This is a genomic window from Dickeya sp. Secpp 1600 (assembly GCF_003049805.1).
GTDB classification, from domain to species: Bacteria; Pseudomonadota; Gammaproteobacteria; order Enterobacterales; family Enterobacteriaceae; genus Dickeya; species Dickeya fangzhongdai.
Genome location: NZ_CP023484.1, coordinates 3,914,230 through 3,931,078, shown reverse-complemented (window position 1 = coordinate 3,931,078; position 16,849 = coordinate 3,914,230). Strand labels below are relative to the sequence as shown.

Genomic DNA, 16,849 nt, shown 5'->3' with positions numbered 1-16,849 from the left:
TATCTTAAGAGAGCCTATCCATGCAAACACCATCCCCCTCCCCGGCGCGGGAGGCATCGTCATGCCTGTCACCTGTAAATGTCTGGCAACAGTTATTAACTTACCTGCTGGACAAGCACTACGGGCTGACGCTCAACGACACGCCGTTTTGTGAAGAAGCTGAGATCCAGGCCCACCTCGACGCCGGAGTTTCGCTGCCGGACGCCGTGAACTTTCTGGTGGAGCGCTATGAGCTGGTGCGCATCGACCGCAGCGGTTTTAGCTGGCAGGAGCAAAAACCGTTTCTGAACGCGGTCGATATTCTCCGCGCCAGACGCGCCACCGGCCTGCTCAAACCATAAAGACTGCGAGCTGCTTTCCAGTCACACAACGCCAAACCGACTTATCCTTCCCCCCGATGCATAATGCGCCAGCCCTTACCGGCTGGCGCATTGGCTGTTATGTATGGACAACACACTATGAAAACTGAACCCGAGGTGTTAACCGACCACACCGAGCTGATTGGCTCGACCAACATTGCGCGTATCGTCACTGGACGTGATGTCGCGCTGCAACAGATAGAACAGCTCATTACCCGGTTACAGGCCATTTCAACGCTAACGGCGACTATCGGTGGCGGCACCGTTGAAGACTGGGCATTAAAACCCGGGCATCGCTACGATTGCTGGCTGACAGAAACGCCTGACAAGGCGATGCCAGCCATTATCCGCACGCTGGACAGCCATATCTGGCGCGACCTGATGCTGAAATCCGGCATGTTGTCATTGATGGACGCACAAGCCCGCAGCCAGTGGCATAAGAATCTGGACGAGGGCGACCTGCCGACCATCAGCGAAGCCAATATCCTCAGCACGTTTGAACAGCTTCACCAGAGCAAGCGGGAGGTATTCGAGCGTGGCGTAATTAATGTATTCAAAGGGCTATCGTGGGATTATAAAACCAACCATCCCTGCTACTTTGGCAAGAAAATCATCATCAGCAATCTGGTGACATACCACCGTTGGGGCTTTGGCCTGAACTGGGGCTGGCGACGCGATCAACTGGCCGATCTGGAGCGGATGCTGTCCTTGCTGGATGGCAAACCCATTCCTGATAACCGGAGCGATGTGACTATCCGGCTAATGAACCATATTCGCGATAACCCCCACCATCAGCAGTACGAAGATGCGTATTTTAGTGTGCGTTACTTTCAGAAAGGCACCGGGCATCTCATCTTTAAACGCCCTGACTTGATCGAGCAGATGAACGATATTATCGCCAAACATTATCCGGGGATGTTGGCGGCGAGGTAGTCATTTCGTTTCTGGCAAGCTTAGGACTCATGCCTATTCCCGCCCTCAAAATTTGTTATTATTGCGGCAGATTAGCATTGAATTGCTACAAGGAGCTGGTTTGTATGCCGATCCCTGAACGTCCCAAGATTTACCACATCCTTCACATTGATCGGCTTCATTCAATCATTGCCGAAGGGTTGTTGTCTGACGAGCAAATCTCGGTTCGTCATGGTGCCGGTACAATGATAGGAATGAGTAGCATTAAACAGCGTCGGCTCAATGAGTTGACGCTTACAAACCATCCCAATCTGTATGTGGGACAATGTGTACCTTTTTATTTTTGTCCCCGCTCTGTCATGCTATACCTGATATACAGAGCCAATCATCCAGAGTTGGCTTACCGTGGTGGTCAGGAACCTATTTTGCATCTTGAAGCTGACCTCTATACAACCATTGCATGGGCGGAGCAACATCGCCAACGCTGGGCGTTTACGTTATCTAATGCCGGTTCACTTTACTTCGAAGATCGTTGTCAACAATCCCAGCTTGGAGAACTGAACTGGGAAGCGATACAAAGCAATCAGTGGAGCGGCGGTAATGGAACTAAAGAGGCGAAACAGGCTGAGTTTTTGATTGAGCGCTGTTTCCCTTGGCATTTAATTGAGCGCATCGGTGTTCATTCACCTTTGATTTATCAGCAGGTTGCTAACATGATCCCGCTTGATGGGCATCGTCCTCCTGTTGAGGTGAAACGAGAATGGTACTACTGATGAGGATTTCATAATGATTGAATACAGACAGGGCGACATCCTCCAGGCAGAGACTGAGGCTATCATCAATACCGTCAATTGCGTTGGCGTAATGGGGCGAGGCATTGCATTGCAATTCAAAAATGCCTACCCGGATAACTTCAAAGCTTATGCTGCATCCTGTAAAGCGAAACAAGTTGTTCCAGGCAAAATGTTCGTCTTTGAGACCGGGCAGTTAACAAACCCTCGTTATATCATTAACTTTCCGACCAAACGCCACTGGAAAGGGAAAAGTCGTCTTGAAGATATTGCCGCCGGGTTGGACGATTTGGTCGCCGTTATCCGGCAACATGATATTCGCTCCATTGCCATTCCCCCATTGGGGAGTGGCTTAGGCGGTCTGGACTGGCAAGATGTTAAGCCCCTGATTGAGTCTGCCGTTCAACCGCTTGAGTCAGTACTAATTGCGATTTACGATCCCAACGGTGCACCGTCATCGGAACGTATGGTACATAAAACAGAAGTGCCAAAGATGACAGCAGGGCGAGCCGCGCTGGTTGAACTGATGCAGCGTTATCTTAATGGGTTGTTAGATCCGTTCATCTCTTTGCTGGAATTACATAAGCTGATGTATTTCATGCAAGAATCCGGGGAACCATTACGTCTTAAGTACCAGAAAGCGCATTATGGGCCTTATGCGGAAAACCTACGGCATGTGCTTAACGCGATTGAAGGGCATATGATCTCTGGGTATTCAGATGGCGGTGATATGCCTGATAAGCAACTCTCGCTGGTTCCCGGAGTGGCAGAAGAGGCAAAAGCGTTTCTTGAGCAACAAGAAGAGACTTACCGCCGCTTTCAGAAAGTCTCGGATTTGGTGGCAGGTTTTGAGTCGCCTTTTGGTCTGGAACTCCTTTCAACGGTTCACTGGACAATGCAACATGAATCGCTGACGTCCCCTGAAGATGTTACTGATTTTATCTATGCCTGGAATGAAAGAAAGCGGCAGTTCACACCACGCCAGATATCTTTAGCGGTAGATACGTTGCATCGCAAGGGGTGGTTAACCTCTACCGCTGCTTAGGTTCAGTCTTTGCTTAATGACTCGCATGGCTCTTGCTGTTCACTGTACTAAGAGCCATGCCCCTTATGTGGTTTTTATTTACCACCAAACTGAACTTTAACGACATTATCTGGCCTCGATACCGAGGAGGTAATGATTTCCTGTTGAATAAAATCCCCCCAGCGTAGAAATAGCTTTTTCAGTTTGTCCGCTTGTTGCCCAACTTGATAAGTCCGAATTAATCGATCTTTAGGTACGTGGTTTAGCAGAAGCTCTATCAAGCGTTCTGGTGCATCCAGATATTCCGCACAACCCGTGGCCACGCTACGACGTAAGTCATGAGGAGAGAAGGGCGCAAGTTCCGCAAGATATTTAGATCTTACACGCTCCAGAGCACGAGTAAGGGCATCACCGGTTATAGGAAATCCAGGCTTGCTGGTGGAACCGAAAACATATGCCCCTTCCGCGATCACGCGCTGTTCTTGAATAAGGGATAGGGCGCGGGGATGTAGTGTGACAATATGGCTTTTGCCATTTTTTGTAGCTGGAATAGTCCAGCGATCACCGTTGATTTGATCCCAGCGCATTTCTGCTGCTTCTGAGCGACGAACACCCGTGAATATGATCAAGCGAAGTGCATTCGCAACGGATAATGACATTACCACGCTGGATGCTATTCCTCGTCCACCTGCTGCAATGGAGCCACCACCAACAGAGGCTTCATCGAGTGCTTTCCAAAGCATGTGGAGTTCGTCTTGTGGCAACCAACGTTCACGAGGTTTACCCATTGATGCACCAAACATGGCAGGTTTGAGCAGACGAGTAGGGTTATGTTCAATCAGCCCTTGTAACGTGGCATGATCAAGGGTCAGATTCAGGATGATTAATCCTTTGCGAACCCCTTCTGCGCTTTCCTTTCTCACGCGGCTGAGATGCTCGAAAATCACAGAGCGTGAAAGATCGTTAACGCGCATATTACCCAACGCCTTTTCAAGATGGCGGCGATAGGTGCCTTCATAGTCAGTAATGGTGCGGGCACTGATGGGTTTACTCTCAGTTCTGAATGCCAACCAGTTTTGCCACAAGTCAGCGAATATTGGCATTTGCTCGTTTTGCTGTTTCTCATTTTTTTTGACGTAACGAGGATCAATGCCCTTCTTCACCAATTCAGCTGCGTCGGCATGGGCCTGACGAGCCTGAGCCAGGCTCATAGCAGGGTAGCTACCCAATGTCAGTTTGATTTGCTTTTGTGCAATCCTGTAACGATAAATCCAGCTTTTACTCTCGCTGCCATAGCGTATGCGGACGTAGAGTCCTCCGCCTGCTTTTGATTTGACTGAGACAACATTTTCTTTCTCTTCTTCAGTGACTGAAAGGGATGCCAACTGTCGATCCTGAGTGATGATGATTGCCATAATAGGTCCTTTCTGGGGTACACTCTCGGGTACACATTTAGCATGATATCAGGGGAAACGACAGCGAACGAGTGGAAGCCAAAAAATTGATTAATCATTTGATTTTAAAAAATAAAAAATCAATTCTTGAAGAGTGTAAACAGAGGAAAACATTGGTCTATTGAGTTCGTAATGCGAAGGTCGTAGGTTCGACTCCTATTATCGGCACCATCTAAATCAATCGGTTACCTTGATTTCATATAAATCACATTCCCTCCTTGTGCCATATTTGTGCCATTTCGTTCTAAAATCGCATCGATTTTGCAGGCGTGTTCACTCAGATGCCCCGCCGACAAATGAGCGTACCGCTGTACCATTTCCAGCGTTTCCCACCCGCCCAGTTCTTTTAATGCGAGCAGAGACACGCCCGACTGGACAAGCCAGCTTGCCCATGTGTGTCTTAAGTCGTGGAATCGGAAGTTGCTAATGCCTGCCCTGCTGAGCCTTCAGTATTTGCAGAGCGGTCTCATTAAGCGGAACGCCTATCGTGTTACCTGCTTTGGTTTCATTCGGATGCATCCAGGCGATCCGTTTTCCGAGGTCCACTTGCGACCATTCGAGATCGGTAACTTTTGATCGTCGCAGCTTGGTTGTAATTGCAAACACAACCAGTGGGAAGAAATGCGGCGCGATGTTGGCAAATAACCGCTTTGATTCTTCCTCTGTCAGCCAGCGTATCCGTCCGTTTTAATCCGCGGTGTGGAGATCTTTGGTGCCTGGTCGAGCCACTTCCATGTGACGGCAAGATTCAACAGCGCGCGGATGAAAGCGAGGTGGGTATTGCACGTCGCCTTCGCTGCGGTTTTTCCCTTATACTCGGGTATCTACAAAGATGGAGTGAGTTATTTTTTAATATTATCAATAAAATAAGACACATGTTCTATTCCTATTACCGAACCATATAAATCAATCGATTACCTGAATTTCCTGCACTGGTTTTTACTCTGAGCTACGCCGGGGTTACGGTTCTCGGTACATTGGGCCGTTTACAGGCCGCTGTTGATTGGCTTGAATCGCTATTGCGCCGGCGAGCAGCGTGTATTTATCACAGCCGGTGGGTGGGCGTATTTAGTGGCTTGAGCCTGGAGGGAATGCTGTCAAGTACGTGGACTTGGTCCAGCGCCAGCCAACGGGCCAGTTGCATAAACTCCACCACTTCAAGCCTGCGCTCGCCATTCTTGATTTCGGCAATGAAGGATTATGGCTTGTACGCCAGCGTTGCTGTTGTTCCAGGTAGGGCTGTTCCAGATGAAAAAATGGCGGGCGATTCAGTTGTTGCGCGCCGGTAAGTCCTTGTGGTGCTATGGGCTCCTCCTGTGCCCGGGCCGCTGGCAGGGCGCAGAGCGCTATCAGCAGCAGCCCGATTGTTTTGACTCTTAAATCTGCGCCATGCCGCCATCGACAAACAGTTCGATGCCGTTAATAAAGCTGGCTGAACCGGAAGCGAGAAAAGCTACCGCTTTGCCAATTTCTTCCGCTTCCCCCAGACGTCCGAGTGGTACCTGAGCTGCCAGCGCGTCGTATAATCCCTGACGATGCTCGTCGGCGACCAGCCCGCCCAAGCCTGGCGTACGTATTGGGCCGGGGCTGACGACATTAACCCGAATGCCGCGTTCTTTGAGATCCAGCAACCATGAGCGCGCAAAGTTACGCACCGCCGCTTTGCTGGCGCTGTAAACACTAAAACTGGCCGTGCCCTGGACCGAGGTCGTTGAGCCAGTGAGGATGATGGATGCGCCATTGGTCAGTAGCGGCAGTGCTTTTTGCACGGTGAATAACACCCCGCGAACGTTGGTGCCGAAGATACGGTCAAAATGCTCTTCGGTAATCGCTCCCAGCGGCAACATGTCGCCACCGCCGGCATTGGCGAAGAGAATATCCAGTTGCCCGGTACTTTTCGCAATTTGCGCATACACCTTGTCCAGATCCGCCAGTACTGACGCATCGGCGCGAATACCGGTTGCACTGCCGCCGATATCAGCGACCGCCGAGTCGAGTTCTGCCTGACGACGACCGGTTATGAATACGCGTGCGCCCTGTGCCGCCAGCTCTTTGGCCGTTGCCAGGCCAATTCCACTCGTACCCCCGGTGATCAGGGCGATTTTTCCGTTCAGTTGTTTGCTCATTTTCATCTCCTCAGTATCAAATTCAGATTAATGGGTACGCTTGATGTGCTGCCTATGGCGCTACAGTAGCGCTGTCTTTTTTATTGATAAATAGTGAAAAATAAAAATAACTATTCACCATTGTGTATAATCTGATGGCTATTGTACGGAGGATTAGGATGGATCAACTGATGGCAATGCGGGCGTTTTCCCGGGTAGTGGAAGCGGGTAATTTCACCCGCGCGGCGGACTCACTGGCGATGCCCAATGCCACAATGAGTAAACTGATTCAGGAGCTGGAAGCGCATCTCGGCGTCCGTTTATTGCACCGCACGACTCGCCGCGTTACTGTGACTCCCGAAGGTCGGGAATATTATGAAAAGAGCACACGGATACTGCGCGATCTGGAAGATATTGACGGCGCATTCAATGCCGTGCGAAGCAAACCACGTGGACAACTGCGCATTGATATCGGCGGTTCCACTGCCTGCGATGTACTGATCCCCGCGCTGCCTGATTTCCTGACGCGTTATCCCGATATCCACATCGATTTAGGTGTCTCGGACCGTACCGTTGATCTGATAAGCGATAATGTGGATTGTGTCATTCGCGGCGGTCCGCTGGAAAATTCGTCCCTTATTGCGCGCTATATTGGCTCGGCAACGTTTGTAACCTGCGCCACGCCGTCTTACCTGAAATGCTACGGGACACCTTCCTATCCGGAAGAGCTTAAAAACGGGCATCGTCTGGTGAGCTTTATCTCGCCACAGAACGGCAAAGCCTCTCCTTTTCGCTTTGAACGTCAAGGGGAAAAAAAAGAAATTAAAATTGATCACCGTATCGGGATCAACGAAAGCAATGCCCATCTGGCCGCCGCCCTGGCGGGGATCGGTATTGTTCAGACATTCAGCTATTCTGCTGGTAAGGCTATTGAGGAAGGCGTTTTGACAGAAATTCTTCAGGAATGGCGTCCAGCCCCGTATCCTTTCCACGTTGTTTATCCGCAGAATCGTCATGTCACACACCGGCTACGCGTGTTTATCGAATGGCTGCTGGAAATATTTCCGCAGCGAGTGAAGGGAGCCGGCTAGTGGTTATGTCGAGCGGAAGGCGGTGCAGCAGCAAATTAGCTGTGACTCACGTACTCACGAGTAGCCGTAGCATAGTCAGGCTCTATCAATATGCTGGAGCACGGAGTTACTGACCCGTATCGTCAACCGGCTTTTTGACGTGACACTTCACCGCTCCACCTTGCACCGATACTTCAAACAGGCGGGTATGGTCTGGCGCAGAGCCGCGCCGACGAGCATTACGACGCACATACCGGCGAGCCAAAACCCTCACCGTGGTGGTCGATAACGACATCATCCATAAAAGCCGCAAAGTGGAGAGCTGGCTGGCGGAGAACAGGAAGTTCCGGCTGCTGTTTCTGCCGACCTATTCGCCGTGGCTGAATCCGATAGAGCGACTGTGGCTATCGTTACACGAAACGATAACGCGAAACCATTAGTGCCGGTCGATCTGGATGAGTTATAAGCTGGAGTTTGAAGAGCTCGCGCTGAAAGAATTTAAGAAACTGGGCGCGCCGGTGCGGGAACAGTTCATCAAAAAGCTGAAAGACGTGTTGCAAAATCCCCATCTTCCCGCCAATCGGCTGCATGGCATGACGGACTGCTACAAAATCAAACTGCGTTCCGCAGGCTATCGGTTAGTGTATCAAATGCTTGAGCATGAGGTCGTGGTGTTGGTTCTGGCGGTGGGCATCGCTGGTTTACCTGGCGGCGAAAGATAGGCTCTAAGCCGAATCAGCGTGCGGTATGGCTAAAAGGTGATGAGCCACTCACCACCCGTTCACTCGTTGATAAACAATCCGTTTATCAATGGTATATAGACCACACTTAGTGTGAGGTACTAGCTTACCCCTATGACAAGAAAAGCTTTTGTGTCCTTCATTCAGGCTGAGATGCAATCCATGCGAAAATGTATTCTTTTTTTTGCCATGACAATCCTGTTGACAGGGTGTATAGCAAAATCACAGGCACCCGATCCGTTACAGGTTCAGCTTGCTAATTATGGAACGCTACCCGGCGACTATAAGCAAAGCATTAAAAATCATTTTTATTATCGCTTAAAAGATCCCTACAGTGCCCATTATAAATTTTTTGAACCTTATAAAGGTTATTCGTGGGTCATGAATGTTCCAGCCGATAAAGAACAGTTAATGTTTGGCTGGATTATCCCTGTATCGGTCAATGCTAAAAATGGATTTGGTGCTTATGCCGGCACGGTTAGAGTTATGATTATTTACTCGAATGGTCAGTATCACGATCTTTCCACCATAAAAGGAACAACGAAAATTACGCGCGTACCATAAATATTTTTAGGTAACGGAGAGGCTCGTGTAAGTCTCCCGGCAATCCGAACCGGGTCTGGATGGTTGACTCACCAAGCCAGAAAGGAAGAGAACCACGATTGATAAGCGCTGGCTCGTCAGTTGGCGATGTTGCACTCCTGCTTTGCCACGGCATACCCGGTTTTATCAGAATGATGCATGATCCGATCCTGTAATCTGCCAAAAGTTCGATTTACCCCCAAAACCCCTTCATGCCCTGAAACCGGCGTACCGGACGGAAAGTGTATAACGGTGTCGCCTGGCAATGGCACCATCTCCTGCATTACCCCTTTTTCCGCTCATCCCAGTACCGGTATGGGGCTTATACTTAAGACGGGCTAAACCCTGTACATACCGTTACACAGCAGTACTCATCATCGAATATTAGCTTGGTATATAGTGTCGAAAAAAACAGTAGTCGATTCACTGTGAAGATAAAAAATTAACAATTTTTAAACAATTTGATACGATGTGGTTTTACTTTTATGATAAAAATTAAAAATACTATCTGCCTACATATCCTGATGGCGACCCTGGCCATCCTGTTTCTGAGCGTTCCCCCGCTGGTGACGAGCTTTGATCCGCCGCTAACATTCCAGCCGCTGATTAAAACCCTGGAAGGAACGCCAAAAGAGCTGAAGGAGAAAATGGCCACCATTTCCCATGCGTTGCAGGGAAATGCGATTTTTTTCATCGGTGCTTCGGAAGTATCCACATCTGAAGATGAACATTACGCGGTATATAATTACTTTAATAACCAGTTAAAACGACCGGTAGTCGCCTATGGTGATGCTTATATCGATAACGTCGCGCATTTTTTACTGCTCTCACGTTTTAAAAATGACCTGAATGCGAACAGCAAGGTGGTTTTACAACTGGCGCCGGATAGTTTTTACGGCGATGGCCTCCCACCGGCAGTTTTTGCCGACAATTTTCCGGCATCCGTTTTTAATCCCCTGATGGAAGATGCTCAGGCACGAAATTTTCTGGTTGATTATTTGCAGCATCATATTAATGAGGAAGAGATCAGCCATTTAACTTTTGCTCAAATGGGCATTTATGGCTGGAACCTGAATATTGTCTGGCAGGAAATAAGCTATCAGTTTGCGATCTTCTGCGAGATGGTAAAGAACGACTGGCTGGCAATGTTGGGAATTGTCCCTCAGCCTTCACAACCGTGGCCCACTCCGCCTGCGACTGAAATCGTTCCCGATTGGGATAACGAACTGGCTCACGCCCATGAACTGAATAAGTCTCGCCAGCAAAGCGCGGAGACATTGTGGATGGATAAGTCTGTATTCGATGAGGATCCCACGCAGGATGTGTGGGATGACGCACCGCTATATCCCACACAAATGGAAGCCTTCCAGGCGACCATCAAACTGCTGAAAGAGCGTCACGTTCAGGTTGTGGTGATTGTCGATGCGATTAATCCGTGGGCGATTAAAAACTCTGAGAAATTCCAGTCTATTGATAAGCAAATCAGGTCGGAGCTGGAGGCGAATCAGGTGCCTTATCTGGATATGTACGCGCAACCTTATCAGAACGGCTGGAATTGGGATCGCCTGCACCCGACAGACCCGGCATGGGTTGTGATGGACCGTTTTATTGCTGAGAGTTTTAAACGATGAAATACGCTATTCGCCTCTTTTTTCTTTATCTCTTTCTGGCGGTTACCATCGTCGCGTGGACCTCTGTTGATGACAGCATGAGTTTAAAAGTACATTTTGAATATCAAAAGTTCTGAAGGATGAATGATGTATAGCTCCGGAACATTTTTTTTCTTTCTGTTTTTATCAGCACTGCTGTTTGCGCTGGTTAATCGGCTATTTAATTACCGACTGACTTATTTATCCGCTTTTTCGGTGCTGACAATATTAGGCTGGGGATATATTTTCCAGGGTGATTATATTGTGCCCGTGGCAGTTTTCCTGGGCTTTTATATTCTGGTCACGCTGAAAGAGAAAGGGTGGTTAAAAACCTGGCAGGCGGTCTGCCTGACGTTGCTCCCGTTGTTTTTGGTGAAATTGCACCTCAACAACCATCTGGGTATGCTCGGCTTGTCTTTTATGACTTTCCGCGCTATTGATGTATTACTTTATCGCACCAAAAAAGATAGTCAGAATTTCCTGTATTACTTTTGCTATCTTTTCCTGCCATTTATTATCACGGCCGGTCCGATGTATCGCTGGCGGACATGGACTAATGATATTAATAAACAGGTTTTTACTATCACCCGTGAGCAGTTTTTACCCGCCATGGAGCAAATTTTTGTCGGTATTATCCAGAAGTTTTTATTAGCCATGCTTATCGACAACCTGGTTATTCAGTCATGGAGTCATCGTCCATTTACGTTAAGCGTTGGCGTCGTTATGTCGCTGGCCTACAGCGCGTATCTTTATTTTGACTTTGCTGGGTACAGTAATATGGCGATTGGGGCCGGGCGCTTGTTTGGCCTGAATATCCCGGCGAACTTCAATATGCCCATTCTGGCGAAAAATCCACAGGATTTCTGGCGTCGCTTCCATATCAGCCTGTCTGAATGGTTGAGGGACGTGGTCTTTATGCCGATTTATATGAATTTGATGAAGCTCGACTTTTTCCGCCAGAACAAAACGCTGGCGCAGAATATCGGCATTTTTTGCACCCTGTTTTGTATGGGGGCATGGAACGGACTCGAACGACACTATATCATTAGCGGCGCGCTGTTTGGCGCCATTTCCGTTGCACACAACATGCTACAGTGGTCAGCCAAACGCAGTCCGACGCTCAGCAACTGGTTACATTATCCAGTTATTGTGTTTTTGGGACGAATTCTGACGCTGGCAAGCGCCGCTGTCTCCCTTTACATCTTTAGCGGAATGTCACCTCTATGAACCTTCACTCCGAGCTTCAGGAACTGCAAGATTTCTTGCGTACGGCATTACTTGAGCCCGCGAACCCACATCAGTTGGCGATTAGCGGTAGCGACGAAGCGATGACCTGGCAACAGCTATCCGTAGCCGTTACCGACTGGTCGCAGCGCTATCAGCAGTGCCGGCAGCCTGCCGGGACACCGGTAGTTTTATACGGACATCAGCAGGCTGAATTTGCCGTGGCTATCTATAGCTGCCTATTGCATAACATTCCGTATATCCCGGTGGACTGCATCTATCCTCAGGAGCGGCTTAAAGAGATTTGCCAGCTGGCGAGCGCCCCTTACTATTACGATGTGGCGACAAAGCAGTTCGTTGCAACCGGTGAGCTTGGTCAGGTGCTGGTCGAACAGGATCTCGCCTATATCATGTTCACCTCTGGAAGCACCGGAAAGCCTAAAGGGGTGCAGATCGGGCGTGAAAGCCTGTGGCACTTCATGAAGTGGGTGCGTCAGGACTTTTCACTGCCTGAAGTGCCGGTGCTGATGAACCATGCGGTGTTCAGCTTCGATCTCTCGTTGATCCCGCTGCTGGCGAATCTGGCAACCGGGGGGCATATCGTTCTGAATGCGAAAGAGGATATCGCCGCGGAAAACTGGCTTGAGCGACTGAAAAACAACGGCGTTTCCGTCTGGGTTTCAACGCCTTCGTTTGCCTACCAGAGGCTGCTCTCTCCGCAGTTCAACAGTGAATATTTACCTGAACTCAGCGTCTTCGTGTTCATCGGCGAAGTGTTAAACAAAGCGCTGGTAAAACAGTTACGCCGTCGCTTCCCGCACGCCAAAATTCTTAACTCGTATGGCCCAACGGAAGCCACCATTGCGACAACCGTCATTGAAATCACCGATGAAATCCTGCACAGCGAAAACGACCTGTTGCCGATCGGCGTGATGATGCCGGACACCAGAATGGAAATCACCGCAGACGGTGAGCTGGTGATCTGGGGCAAACATGTGATGCGTGGCTACCTCGGGCTCTCGAAGGAGAACGCAGAGAAGTTGCTGCATCGGGAGAGTGAAGCGTTCCGGGGTTACAGAACCGGCGATCTGGGCTATGAAGACGATGGTATCCTGTACTGCCAGGGCCGAAATGACAGCCAGATCAAGCTGAATGGCTACCGTATCGAAATCAACGAGATTGAAAATCGCCTGCTGGCGATGTCCGATATCAGCGAAGCGGTGGTGCTGCCGCTGATGAAATCGGGCGGCGGCGTTCTGCGTATTGCGGCGTTTTGCGTGACGAACTTAGCCCCTGAAGCGATTAAAACCTCGCTTTCGAAGGTGATTCCACCCTATATGGTGCCTTCTCAAATTATAATTAAAGACGCGCTGCCGCTTAATCCTAACGGCAAAATCGACCGTAAGCTGCTGGATACCCATGCCCGCACTAACTGATCACACCAGGAAAAAATGATGGAACAAGAAATACTCGCCCTGTTTGAAAAGGTCTTATCCCGCAAAGTAGGCTTTAACGATGAGCTGATTGAGTCCGATATTCTCGACTCTATTCTGGCGGTAGATCTGGTGCTGGAAGTACAGGACGTTTACGGCTGCATGATCCCACCGACCGAAGTCGCCAACGTTCTGAAGACTCCGGCGGATTTGGCTCGTTACATTGAAGAGAATCGCGGCTAACCCTTAACCGGCGAAGGCTTTCGTACTTTCAAGACCCTGGATGTCATCATTCAGGGTCTTTTTTTCAGGTGACGCGGATAAGAAAAGCAGCAGAAGCATCAGCCTCCAGGCTGTCCCGCCGCTATGGCTTTTGCCGACATCTATCACTGGTTCAATCTTGAAGGCCTGCCTCACCGGTTATCCATATATCCGATGCGATCCACCCGGTTAATAAAGGGGGGATGAAGATGAAAGCGAATTGCCGGGCAGCGCGATTTTGCCCGGCAACCCTATTTTTCCCGGCCACCATATAGAAACGGTGCGAGCATCACGCCGCTCAGGATTGGTCGTGGTTATCCGATATTATGTTTTTATCGTTTCTCAGCAAATTATCATTTCTTAATAGCGCCCACTTTCGATACTGGATTGGCGCCATTCCCATCAATTGTGAAAAGGCGCGCCTGAAGGCGGTGTCTTCACTGTAACCACATTCCCGGGCCACCTGTTTGATGTTGGCTGCCGGGTTTTCGAGAAGCAGACAGGCCGTTTCGATCCTAACGCGTGTAATAAAGTTTTTGGGGCTTTCGTTAGTCAGCTCCTTAAGCTTTCTGTGAAGCGTCCGATCGCTAAAGTTCAGGGCGCTGGCTAATTCCTCCGCGGTCATGGACGGGTTTTCGTATCGGATCAGGTGTTCAGCACGCAGCAGCAAAGGATCAACCGTATTCATAAATCCTTGCGGAGCATAAATACGTTGCGACAAGGGCTGGCTGTCGGCAACGGCGATATCTGCCGCCAACTTGGCGACGTTGGGCCCAGCTTTATGCCGAATAATATGCAGGGCAAGCTCAACCCAGGATAAGGGGCCGCCGGTGGTTATGATGCCATCCTGTTCCTCCAGCGCTTTGCCCCATACCGGTTTTGCCTTTGGGTATTTTTGCTTGAAAGTATGGTAGAGCCACCAGGTCGTGCTGCAAAACCGGCCATCCAGCAGCCCGGCATCCCCCAGAATGAAACTCCCTGCGCATGCGCCGCCTATCAGCGAGCCACGCTGGTATTGTTCTCTTAGCCAGCTTGCCGATTCGCTGACCGATGACGTTGCTACCGGCAATTTATCGGGGCCGAGCACCATTCCCGTTGCCAGAACCACGTCGGATTTGCCGATTGCCTCAAACGAACTGTCGACATGAATAAGCCTTCCCTGCGCGTCGCGTACTGGTTTTCCGTCGACGCTGACAATGGCTGTTTCAAAAGACAGGTCAGGGGGAGAGGATAACGGGTTCTTCTCGGGCCGTGCCATCAGCGCCTGATTCACAATCCAGAACATATCGGCCAGTCCCGCTATGGCCGACAGCATACTGCCCGGCAACGCCAGAATTGAGATACGCATGGTGATTTTCTCCCGTCATACAATTTGGCGAATTTTGCATGAACTATGTCAAGTTTGCCACCTTACCACAAGCGTTTGCGCAGGCTAAACTTCAACCATTCCGTATCGTCAGGGGAATACCGGCACCAGGGAAAACCCGGCGATCAAGATTAATCCGCCAAAGGAGAGCATATGACCGATTCCCGCATGACATGGCTGCACAATCTGGTTATCGCCGTGGTTCTGACGCTCTGCTTCAGTGTTCAACAGGCTGCGGAGGCTGCGAAAATTAATAATATGAATATCAAGAATATCGTGTTGGTGCATGGCGCATTCGCGGACGGCTCCAGTTGGTCGTCCGTAACGGCCAAATTACAAGGCATGGGATACCATGTCACCGCCGTGCAAAACCCTCTTACCTCTTTGGCCGACGATGTCGCGGCGACAGAGCGCGTGTTGCAAAGACAGCAGGGAGACGTCTTGCTGGTGGGGCATTCATGGGCGGGAGCCGTCGTCACCCAGGCGGGGAATGCGCCGAACGTTCGCGGCATCGTCTATTTATCGGCGCTGGTTCCAGACAGCGGAGAATCCGCCGCTGACTTATTGCAACGGCTGGGCGCGCCGATGGAAGGGATGGCGCCGGATGCCAATGGGTTAATCTGGCTGGATAATCCGGAACAGTATCGTGCGGTGATGGCAGGGGACGTGCCGTTAAAAAAAGTACTGGAATTAACCGCGGTACAACAGCCAATCGCAGCCAAAGCGTTTGGCGATAAGGTTCAGCACGCTGCGTGGAAAGATAAACCCACGTGGTATTTGCTGACGGAGAATGACCACGCATTACATTCATCGGTTCAGAAAAAAATATCCGACCACATCGGCGCAAAAGTCATGTCGATTTCATCCAGTCACATGTCTCTGGTGTCGCACCCTGATGCTGTCGCGAATTTTATTGATAGTGCCGCCAAAGCAATTAAATGATTATACCCGTCATACTTCAAGTTGCAGATGCGTTGGCTTTATTACTCGGCCCATCCCTGGGCCTCGCCCCTGCGGGGCCGCGGTAAACCGCGTTCAACGCTGCTCCCGGCAGCGTTGTCGCTCACCCCAGTCACTTACTAATGTAAGCTCCTGGGGATTCGCTGCGTCGCCGCGTTACAAGACTCATTATGAGTCTTGCCCTGAAGGGCCAACGCTTTGCGTTGTTCAAAACGCAACACGTTTTGTCCTGCAACTCGAATTATTTAGGGTATAAACGGTAACGTTAAAATAAAGGAGAAGTTATTGTGAAAATCTTACATATAGACTCCAGTATTCTTGACGACGGTTCAGTAACACGGCAGATTTCCGCTGATGTTATTGCGCAGTTGATCAAACACTATCCGCAGGCCACCGTGTCTTACCGTGATGTCGTTAAACATGAAATACGCCATCTGACCGGTGCTATCGCCGCTGGTTTTCGCCAGATAGCGTCAGCGTCGGTGGACAGTTCGACGTTGCAGGAGCATATGATCTCTGAACAGCTGGTGTCAGAGTTTCTGACCAATGACGTAATTGTCATCGGCGCGCCGATGTACAATTTTTCAGTACCCAGTCAGCTGAAATCGTGGCTGGATAGAATTGCACAGGCAGGAAGGACATTTAAATATACCGAAAAAGGGCCGGTAGGCTTGTCCGGCGGCAGAACCATCATTGTGGTATCTGCGCGCGGCGGATTTTATACCGAGCAGCCTTTTGCCGGTATGGACTTTCAGGAACGCTATCTCCAGGCCTTTTTCCGGTTTCTCGGTATTAACGATATTTATTTCATTCGTGCGGAAGGCGCATCAAAAGGCGATGAAATAAAAAATCATGAAATCCAAAATGCGAAGGCGTCCATCCAGACAATCATCGACTCCCTTGCCGTCTAATTTACTTA

The 16,849-nt window shown here is 49.8% G+C and carries 17 protein-coding genes and 2 pseudogenes; 15 read left to right on the top strand and 4 right to left on the bottom strand.

Translation table 11 applies throughout. The annotated features are described in order from the left end of the window. The first annotated feature begins 20 nt into the window (after positions 1-20). The 4 genes from CPA59_RS17525 (at position 21) to CPA59_RS17510 (ending at position 3,107) form a co-directional block, all read left to right on the top strand. Positions 21-341: a TA system toxin CbtA family protein gene (locus tag CPA59_RS17525; protein ID WP_102802208.1), complete on the top strand. Its 321-nt coding sequence runs from the start codon at positions 21-23 to the stop codon at positions 339-341. Positions 342-458: 117 nt separating this feature from the next. Continuing rightward, entirely contained in the window at positions 459-1,292 is an 834-nt protein-coding gene (locus tag CPA59_RS17520; RefSeq protein WP_102802207.1) for a DUF4942 domain-containing protein, read from the top strand. A gap of 104 nt (positions 1,293-1,396) precedes the next feature. Continuing rightward, a complete protein-coding gene (locus CPA59_RS17515; protein WP_102802206.1) occupies positions 1,397-2,044 on the top strand; it encodes a DUF4433 domain-containing protein in 648 nt (215 codons plus the stop codon). 13 nt (positions 2,045-2,057) lie between these two features. Further along, positions 2,058-3,107 carry a macro domain-containing protein gene (locus CPA59_RS17510; protein ID WP_102802205.1) on the top strand — a complete coding sequence of 350 codons (1,050 nt, stop codon included), beginning with the start codon at positions 2,058-2,060 and terminating at the stop codon, positions 3,105-3,107. 74 nt (positions 3,108-3,181) lie between these two features. Here the strand turns inward: CPA59_RS17510 and CPA59_RS17505 are convergent, their stop codons facing one another. Further along, positions 3,182-4,501, bottom strand: a complete 1,320-nt coding sequence (locus tag CPA59_RS17505; RefSeq protein ID WP_102802204.1) for a site-specific integrase — start codon at positions 4,499-4,501, stop codon at positions 3,182-3,184. Between the two features lie 224 nt (positions 4,502-4,725). Beyond that, a pseudogene (locus CPA59_RS17500) lies at positions 4,726-5,364 on the bottom strand (site-specific integrase); the annotation flags it as partial. Between the two features lie 376 nt (positions 5,365-5,740). Between CPA59_RS17500 and CPA59_RS22935 the strand changes: the two are divergent. Next, complete coding sequence (locus CPA59_RS22935) at positions 5,741-5,920, top strand: hypothetical protein (RefSeq protein WP_038666397.1); 180 nt, start codon at positions 5,741-5,743, stop codon at positions 5,918-5,920. Here CPA59_RS22935 and CPA59_RS17490 read toward each other — a convergent pair. Beyond that, on the bottom strand, positions 5,917-6,666 hold the full coding sequence (locus CPA59_RS17490) for an SDR family oxidoreductase (RefSeq protein WP_038666400.1): 750 nt from the start codon (positions 6,664-6,666) through the stop codon (positions 5,917-5,919). The genes CPA59_RS22935 and CPA59_RS17490 overlap by 4 nt on opposite strands. Positions 6,667-6,824: 158 nt before the next feature. Here CPA59_RS17490 and CPA59_RS17485 point away from each other — a divergent pair, with 158 nt between their 5' ends. From CPA59_RS17485 to CPA59_RS17450, 8 genes and pseudogenes are all read left to right on the top strand, one after another. Continuing rightward, entirely contained in the window at positions 6,825-7,736 is a 912-nt protein-coding gene (locus CPA59_RS17485) for a LysR family transcriptional regulator (RefSeq protein WP_107760222.1), read from the top strand. Between the two features lie 94 nt (positions 7,737-7,830). After that, positions 7,831-8,152: pseudogene (locus CPA59_RS23340) on the top strand (transposase); the annotation flags it as partial. Between the two features lie 18 nt (positions 8,153-8,170). Continuing rightward, complete coding sequence (locus CPA59_RS17475) at positions 8,171-8,437, top strand: type II toxin-antitoxin system RelE/ParE family toxin (protein ID WP_107760220.1); 267 nt, start codon at positions 8,171-8,173, stop codon at positions 8,435-8,437. Between the two features lie 132 nt (positions 8,438-8,569). Next, a complete protein-coding gene (locus CPA59_RS17470; RefSeq protein WP_236883914.1) occupies positions 8,570-9,019 on the top strand; it encodes a hypothetical protein in 450 nt (149 codons plus the stop codon). A gap of 503 nt (positions 9,020-9,522) precedes the next feature. Beyond that, positions 9,523-10,668 carry a D-alanyl-lipoteichoic acid biosynthesis protein DltD gene (locus CPA59_RS17465; protein ID WP_174213751.1) on the top strand — a complete coding sequence of 382 codons (1,146 nt, stop codon included), beginning with the start codon at positions 9,523-9,525 and terminating at the stop codon, positions 10,666-10,668. Between the two features lie 126 nt (positions 10,669-10,794). Then, complete coding sequence (locus CPA59_RS17460) at positions 10,795-11,913, top strand: cytochrome c552 (RefSeq protein ID WP_049854404.1); 1,119 nt, start codon at positions 10,795-10,797, stop codon at positions 11,911-11,913. Then, a complete protein-coding gene (locus CPA59_RS17455; RefSeq protein WP_038919977.1) occupies positions 11,910-13,346 on the top strand; it encodes an AMP-binding protein in 1,437 nt (478 codons plus the stop codon). Before CPA59_RS17460 ends, CPA59_RS17455 begins: the two co-directional genes overlap by 4 nt. 18 nt (positions 13,347-13,364) lie before the next feature. After that, a complete protein-coding gene (locus tag CPA59_RS17450; protein ID WP_033570547.1) occupies positions 13,365-13,586 on the top strand; it encodes an acyl carrier protein in 222 nt (73 codons plus the stop codon). A 316-nt stretch (positions 13,587-13,902) separates the two neighbouring features. Here CPA59_RS17450 and CPA59_RS17445 read toward each other — a convergent pair whose 3' ends face one another. Beyond that, positions 13,903-14,952 carry a GlxA family transcriptional regulator gene (locus CPA59_RS17445; RefSeq protein ID WP_049854405.1) on the bottom strand — a complete coding sequence of 350 codons (1,050 nt, stop codon included), beginning with the start codon at positions 14,950-14,952 and terminating at the stop codon, positions 13,903-13,905. Positions 14,953-15,123: 171 nt separating this feature from the next. On the opposite strand from CPA59_RS17445, the gene CPA59_RS17440 reads away from it, so the two are divergent. Both CPA59_RS17440 and CPA59_RS17435 read left to right on the top strand, forming a co-directional pair. Continuing rightward, entirely contained in the window at positions 15,124-15,912 is a 789-nt protein-coding gene (locus CPA59_RS17440) for an alpha/beta hydrolase (protein WP_049854406.1), read from the top strand. A gap of 305 nt (positions 15,913-16,217) precedes the next feature. Further along, positions 16,218-16,841, top strand: a complete 624-nt coding sequence (locus CPA59_RS17435) for an FMN-dependent NADH-azoreductase (RefSeq protein WP_038919973.1) — start codon at positions 16,218-16,220, stop codon at positions 16,839-16,841. Positions 16,842-16,849: the final 8 nt, after the last annotated feature.

What these genes read in the sequence shown, in the direction of transcription:
- CPA59_RS17525 (WP_102802208.1), top strand. Translation starts at nt 21, where the DNA reads ATGCAAACACCATCCCCCTCCCCGGCGCGGGAGGCATCGTCATGCCTG.
- CPA59_RS17520 (WP_102802207.1), top strand. Translation starts at nt 459, where the DNA reads ATGAAAACTGAACCCGAGGTGTTAACCGACCACACCGAGCTGATTGGC.
- CPA59_RS17515 (WP_102802206.1), top strand. Translation starts at nt 1,397, where the DNA reads ATGCCGATCCCTGAACGTCCCAAGATTTACCACATCCTTCACATTGAT.
- CPA59_RS17510 (WP_102802205.1), top strand. Translation starts at nt 2,058, where the DNA reads ATGATTGAATACAGACAGGGCGACATCCTCCAGGCAGAGACTGAGGCT.
- CPA59_RS17505 (WP_102802204.1), bottom strand. Translation starts at nt 4,501, where the DNA reads ATGGCAATCATCATCACTCAGGATCGACAGTTGGCATCCCTTTCAGTC.
- CPA59_RS22935 (WP_038666397.1), top strand. Translation starts at nt 5,741, where the DNA reads ATGGCTTGTACGCCAGCGTTGCTGTTGTTCCAGGTAGGGCTGTTCCAG.
- CPA59_RS17490 (WP_038666400.1), bottom strand. Translation starts at nt 6,666, where the DNA reads ATGAGCAAACAACTGAACGGAAAAATCGCCCTGATCACCGGGGGTACG.
- CPA59_RS17485 (WP_107760222.1), top strand. Translation starts at nt 6,825, where the DNA reads ATGGATCAACTGATGGCAATGCGGGCGTTTTCCCGGGTAGTGGAAGCG.
- CPA59_RS17475 (WP_107760220.1), top strand. Translation starts at nt 8,171, where the DNA reads ATGAGTTATAAGCTGGAGTTTGAAGAGCTCGCGCTGAAAGAATTTAAG.
- CPA59_RS17470 (WP_236883914.1), top strand. Translation starts at nt 8,570, where the DNA reads ATGACAAGAAAAGCTTTTGTGTCCTTCATTCAGGCTGAGATGCAATCC.
- CPA59_RS17465 (WP_174213751.1), top strand. Translation starts at nt 9,523, where the DNA reads ATGATAAAAATTAAAAATACTATCTGCCTACATATCCTGATGGCGACC.
- CPA59_RS17460 (WP_049854404.1), top strand. Translation starts at nt 10,795, where the DNA reads ATGTATAGCTCCGGAACATTTTTTTTCTTTCTGTTTTTATCAGCACTG.
- CPA59_RS17455 (WP_038919977.1), top strand. Translation starts at nt 11,910, where the DNA reads ATGAACCTTCACTCCGAGCTTCAGGAACTGCAAGATTTCTTGCGTACG.
- CPA59_RS17450 (WP_033570547.1), top strand. Translation starts at nt 13,365, where the DNA reads ATGGAACAAGAAATACTCGCCCTGTTTGAAAAGGTCTTATCCCGCAAA.
- CPA59_RS17445 (WP_049854405.1), bottom strand. Translation starts at nt 14,952, where the DNA reads ATGCGTATCTCAATTCTGGCGTTGCCGGGCAGTATGCTGTCGGCCATA.
- CPA59_RS17440 (WP_049854406.1), top strand. Translation starts at nt 15,124, where the DNA reads ATGACCGATTCCCGCATGACATGGCTGCACAATCTGGTTATCGCCGTG.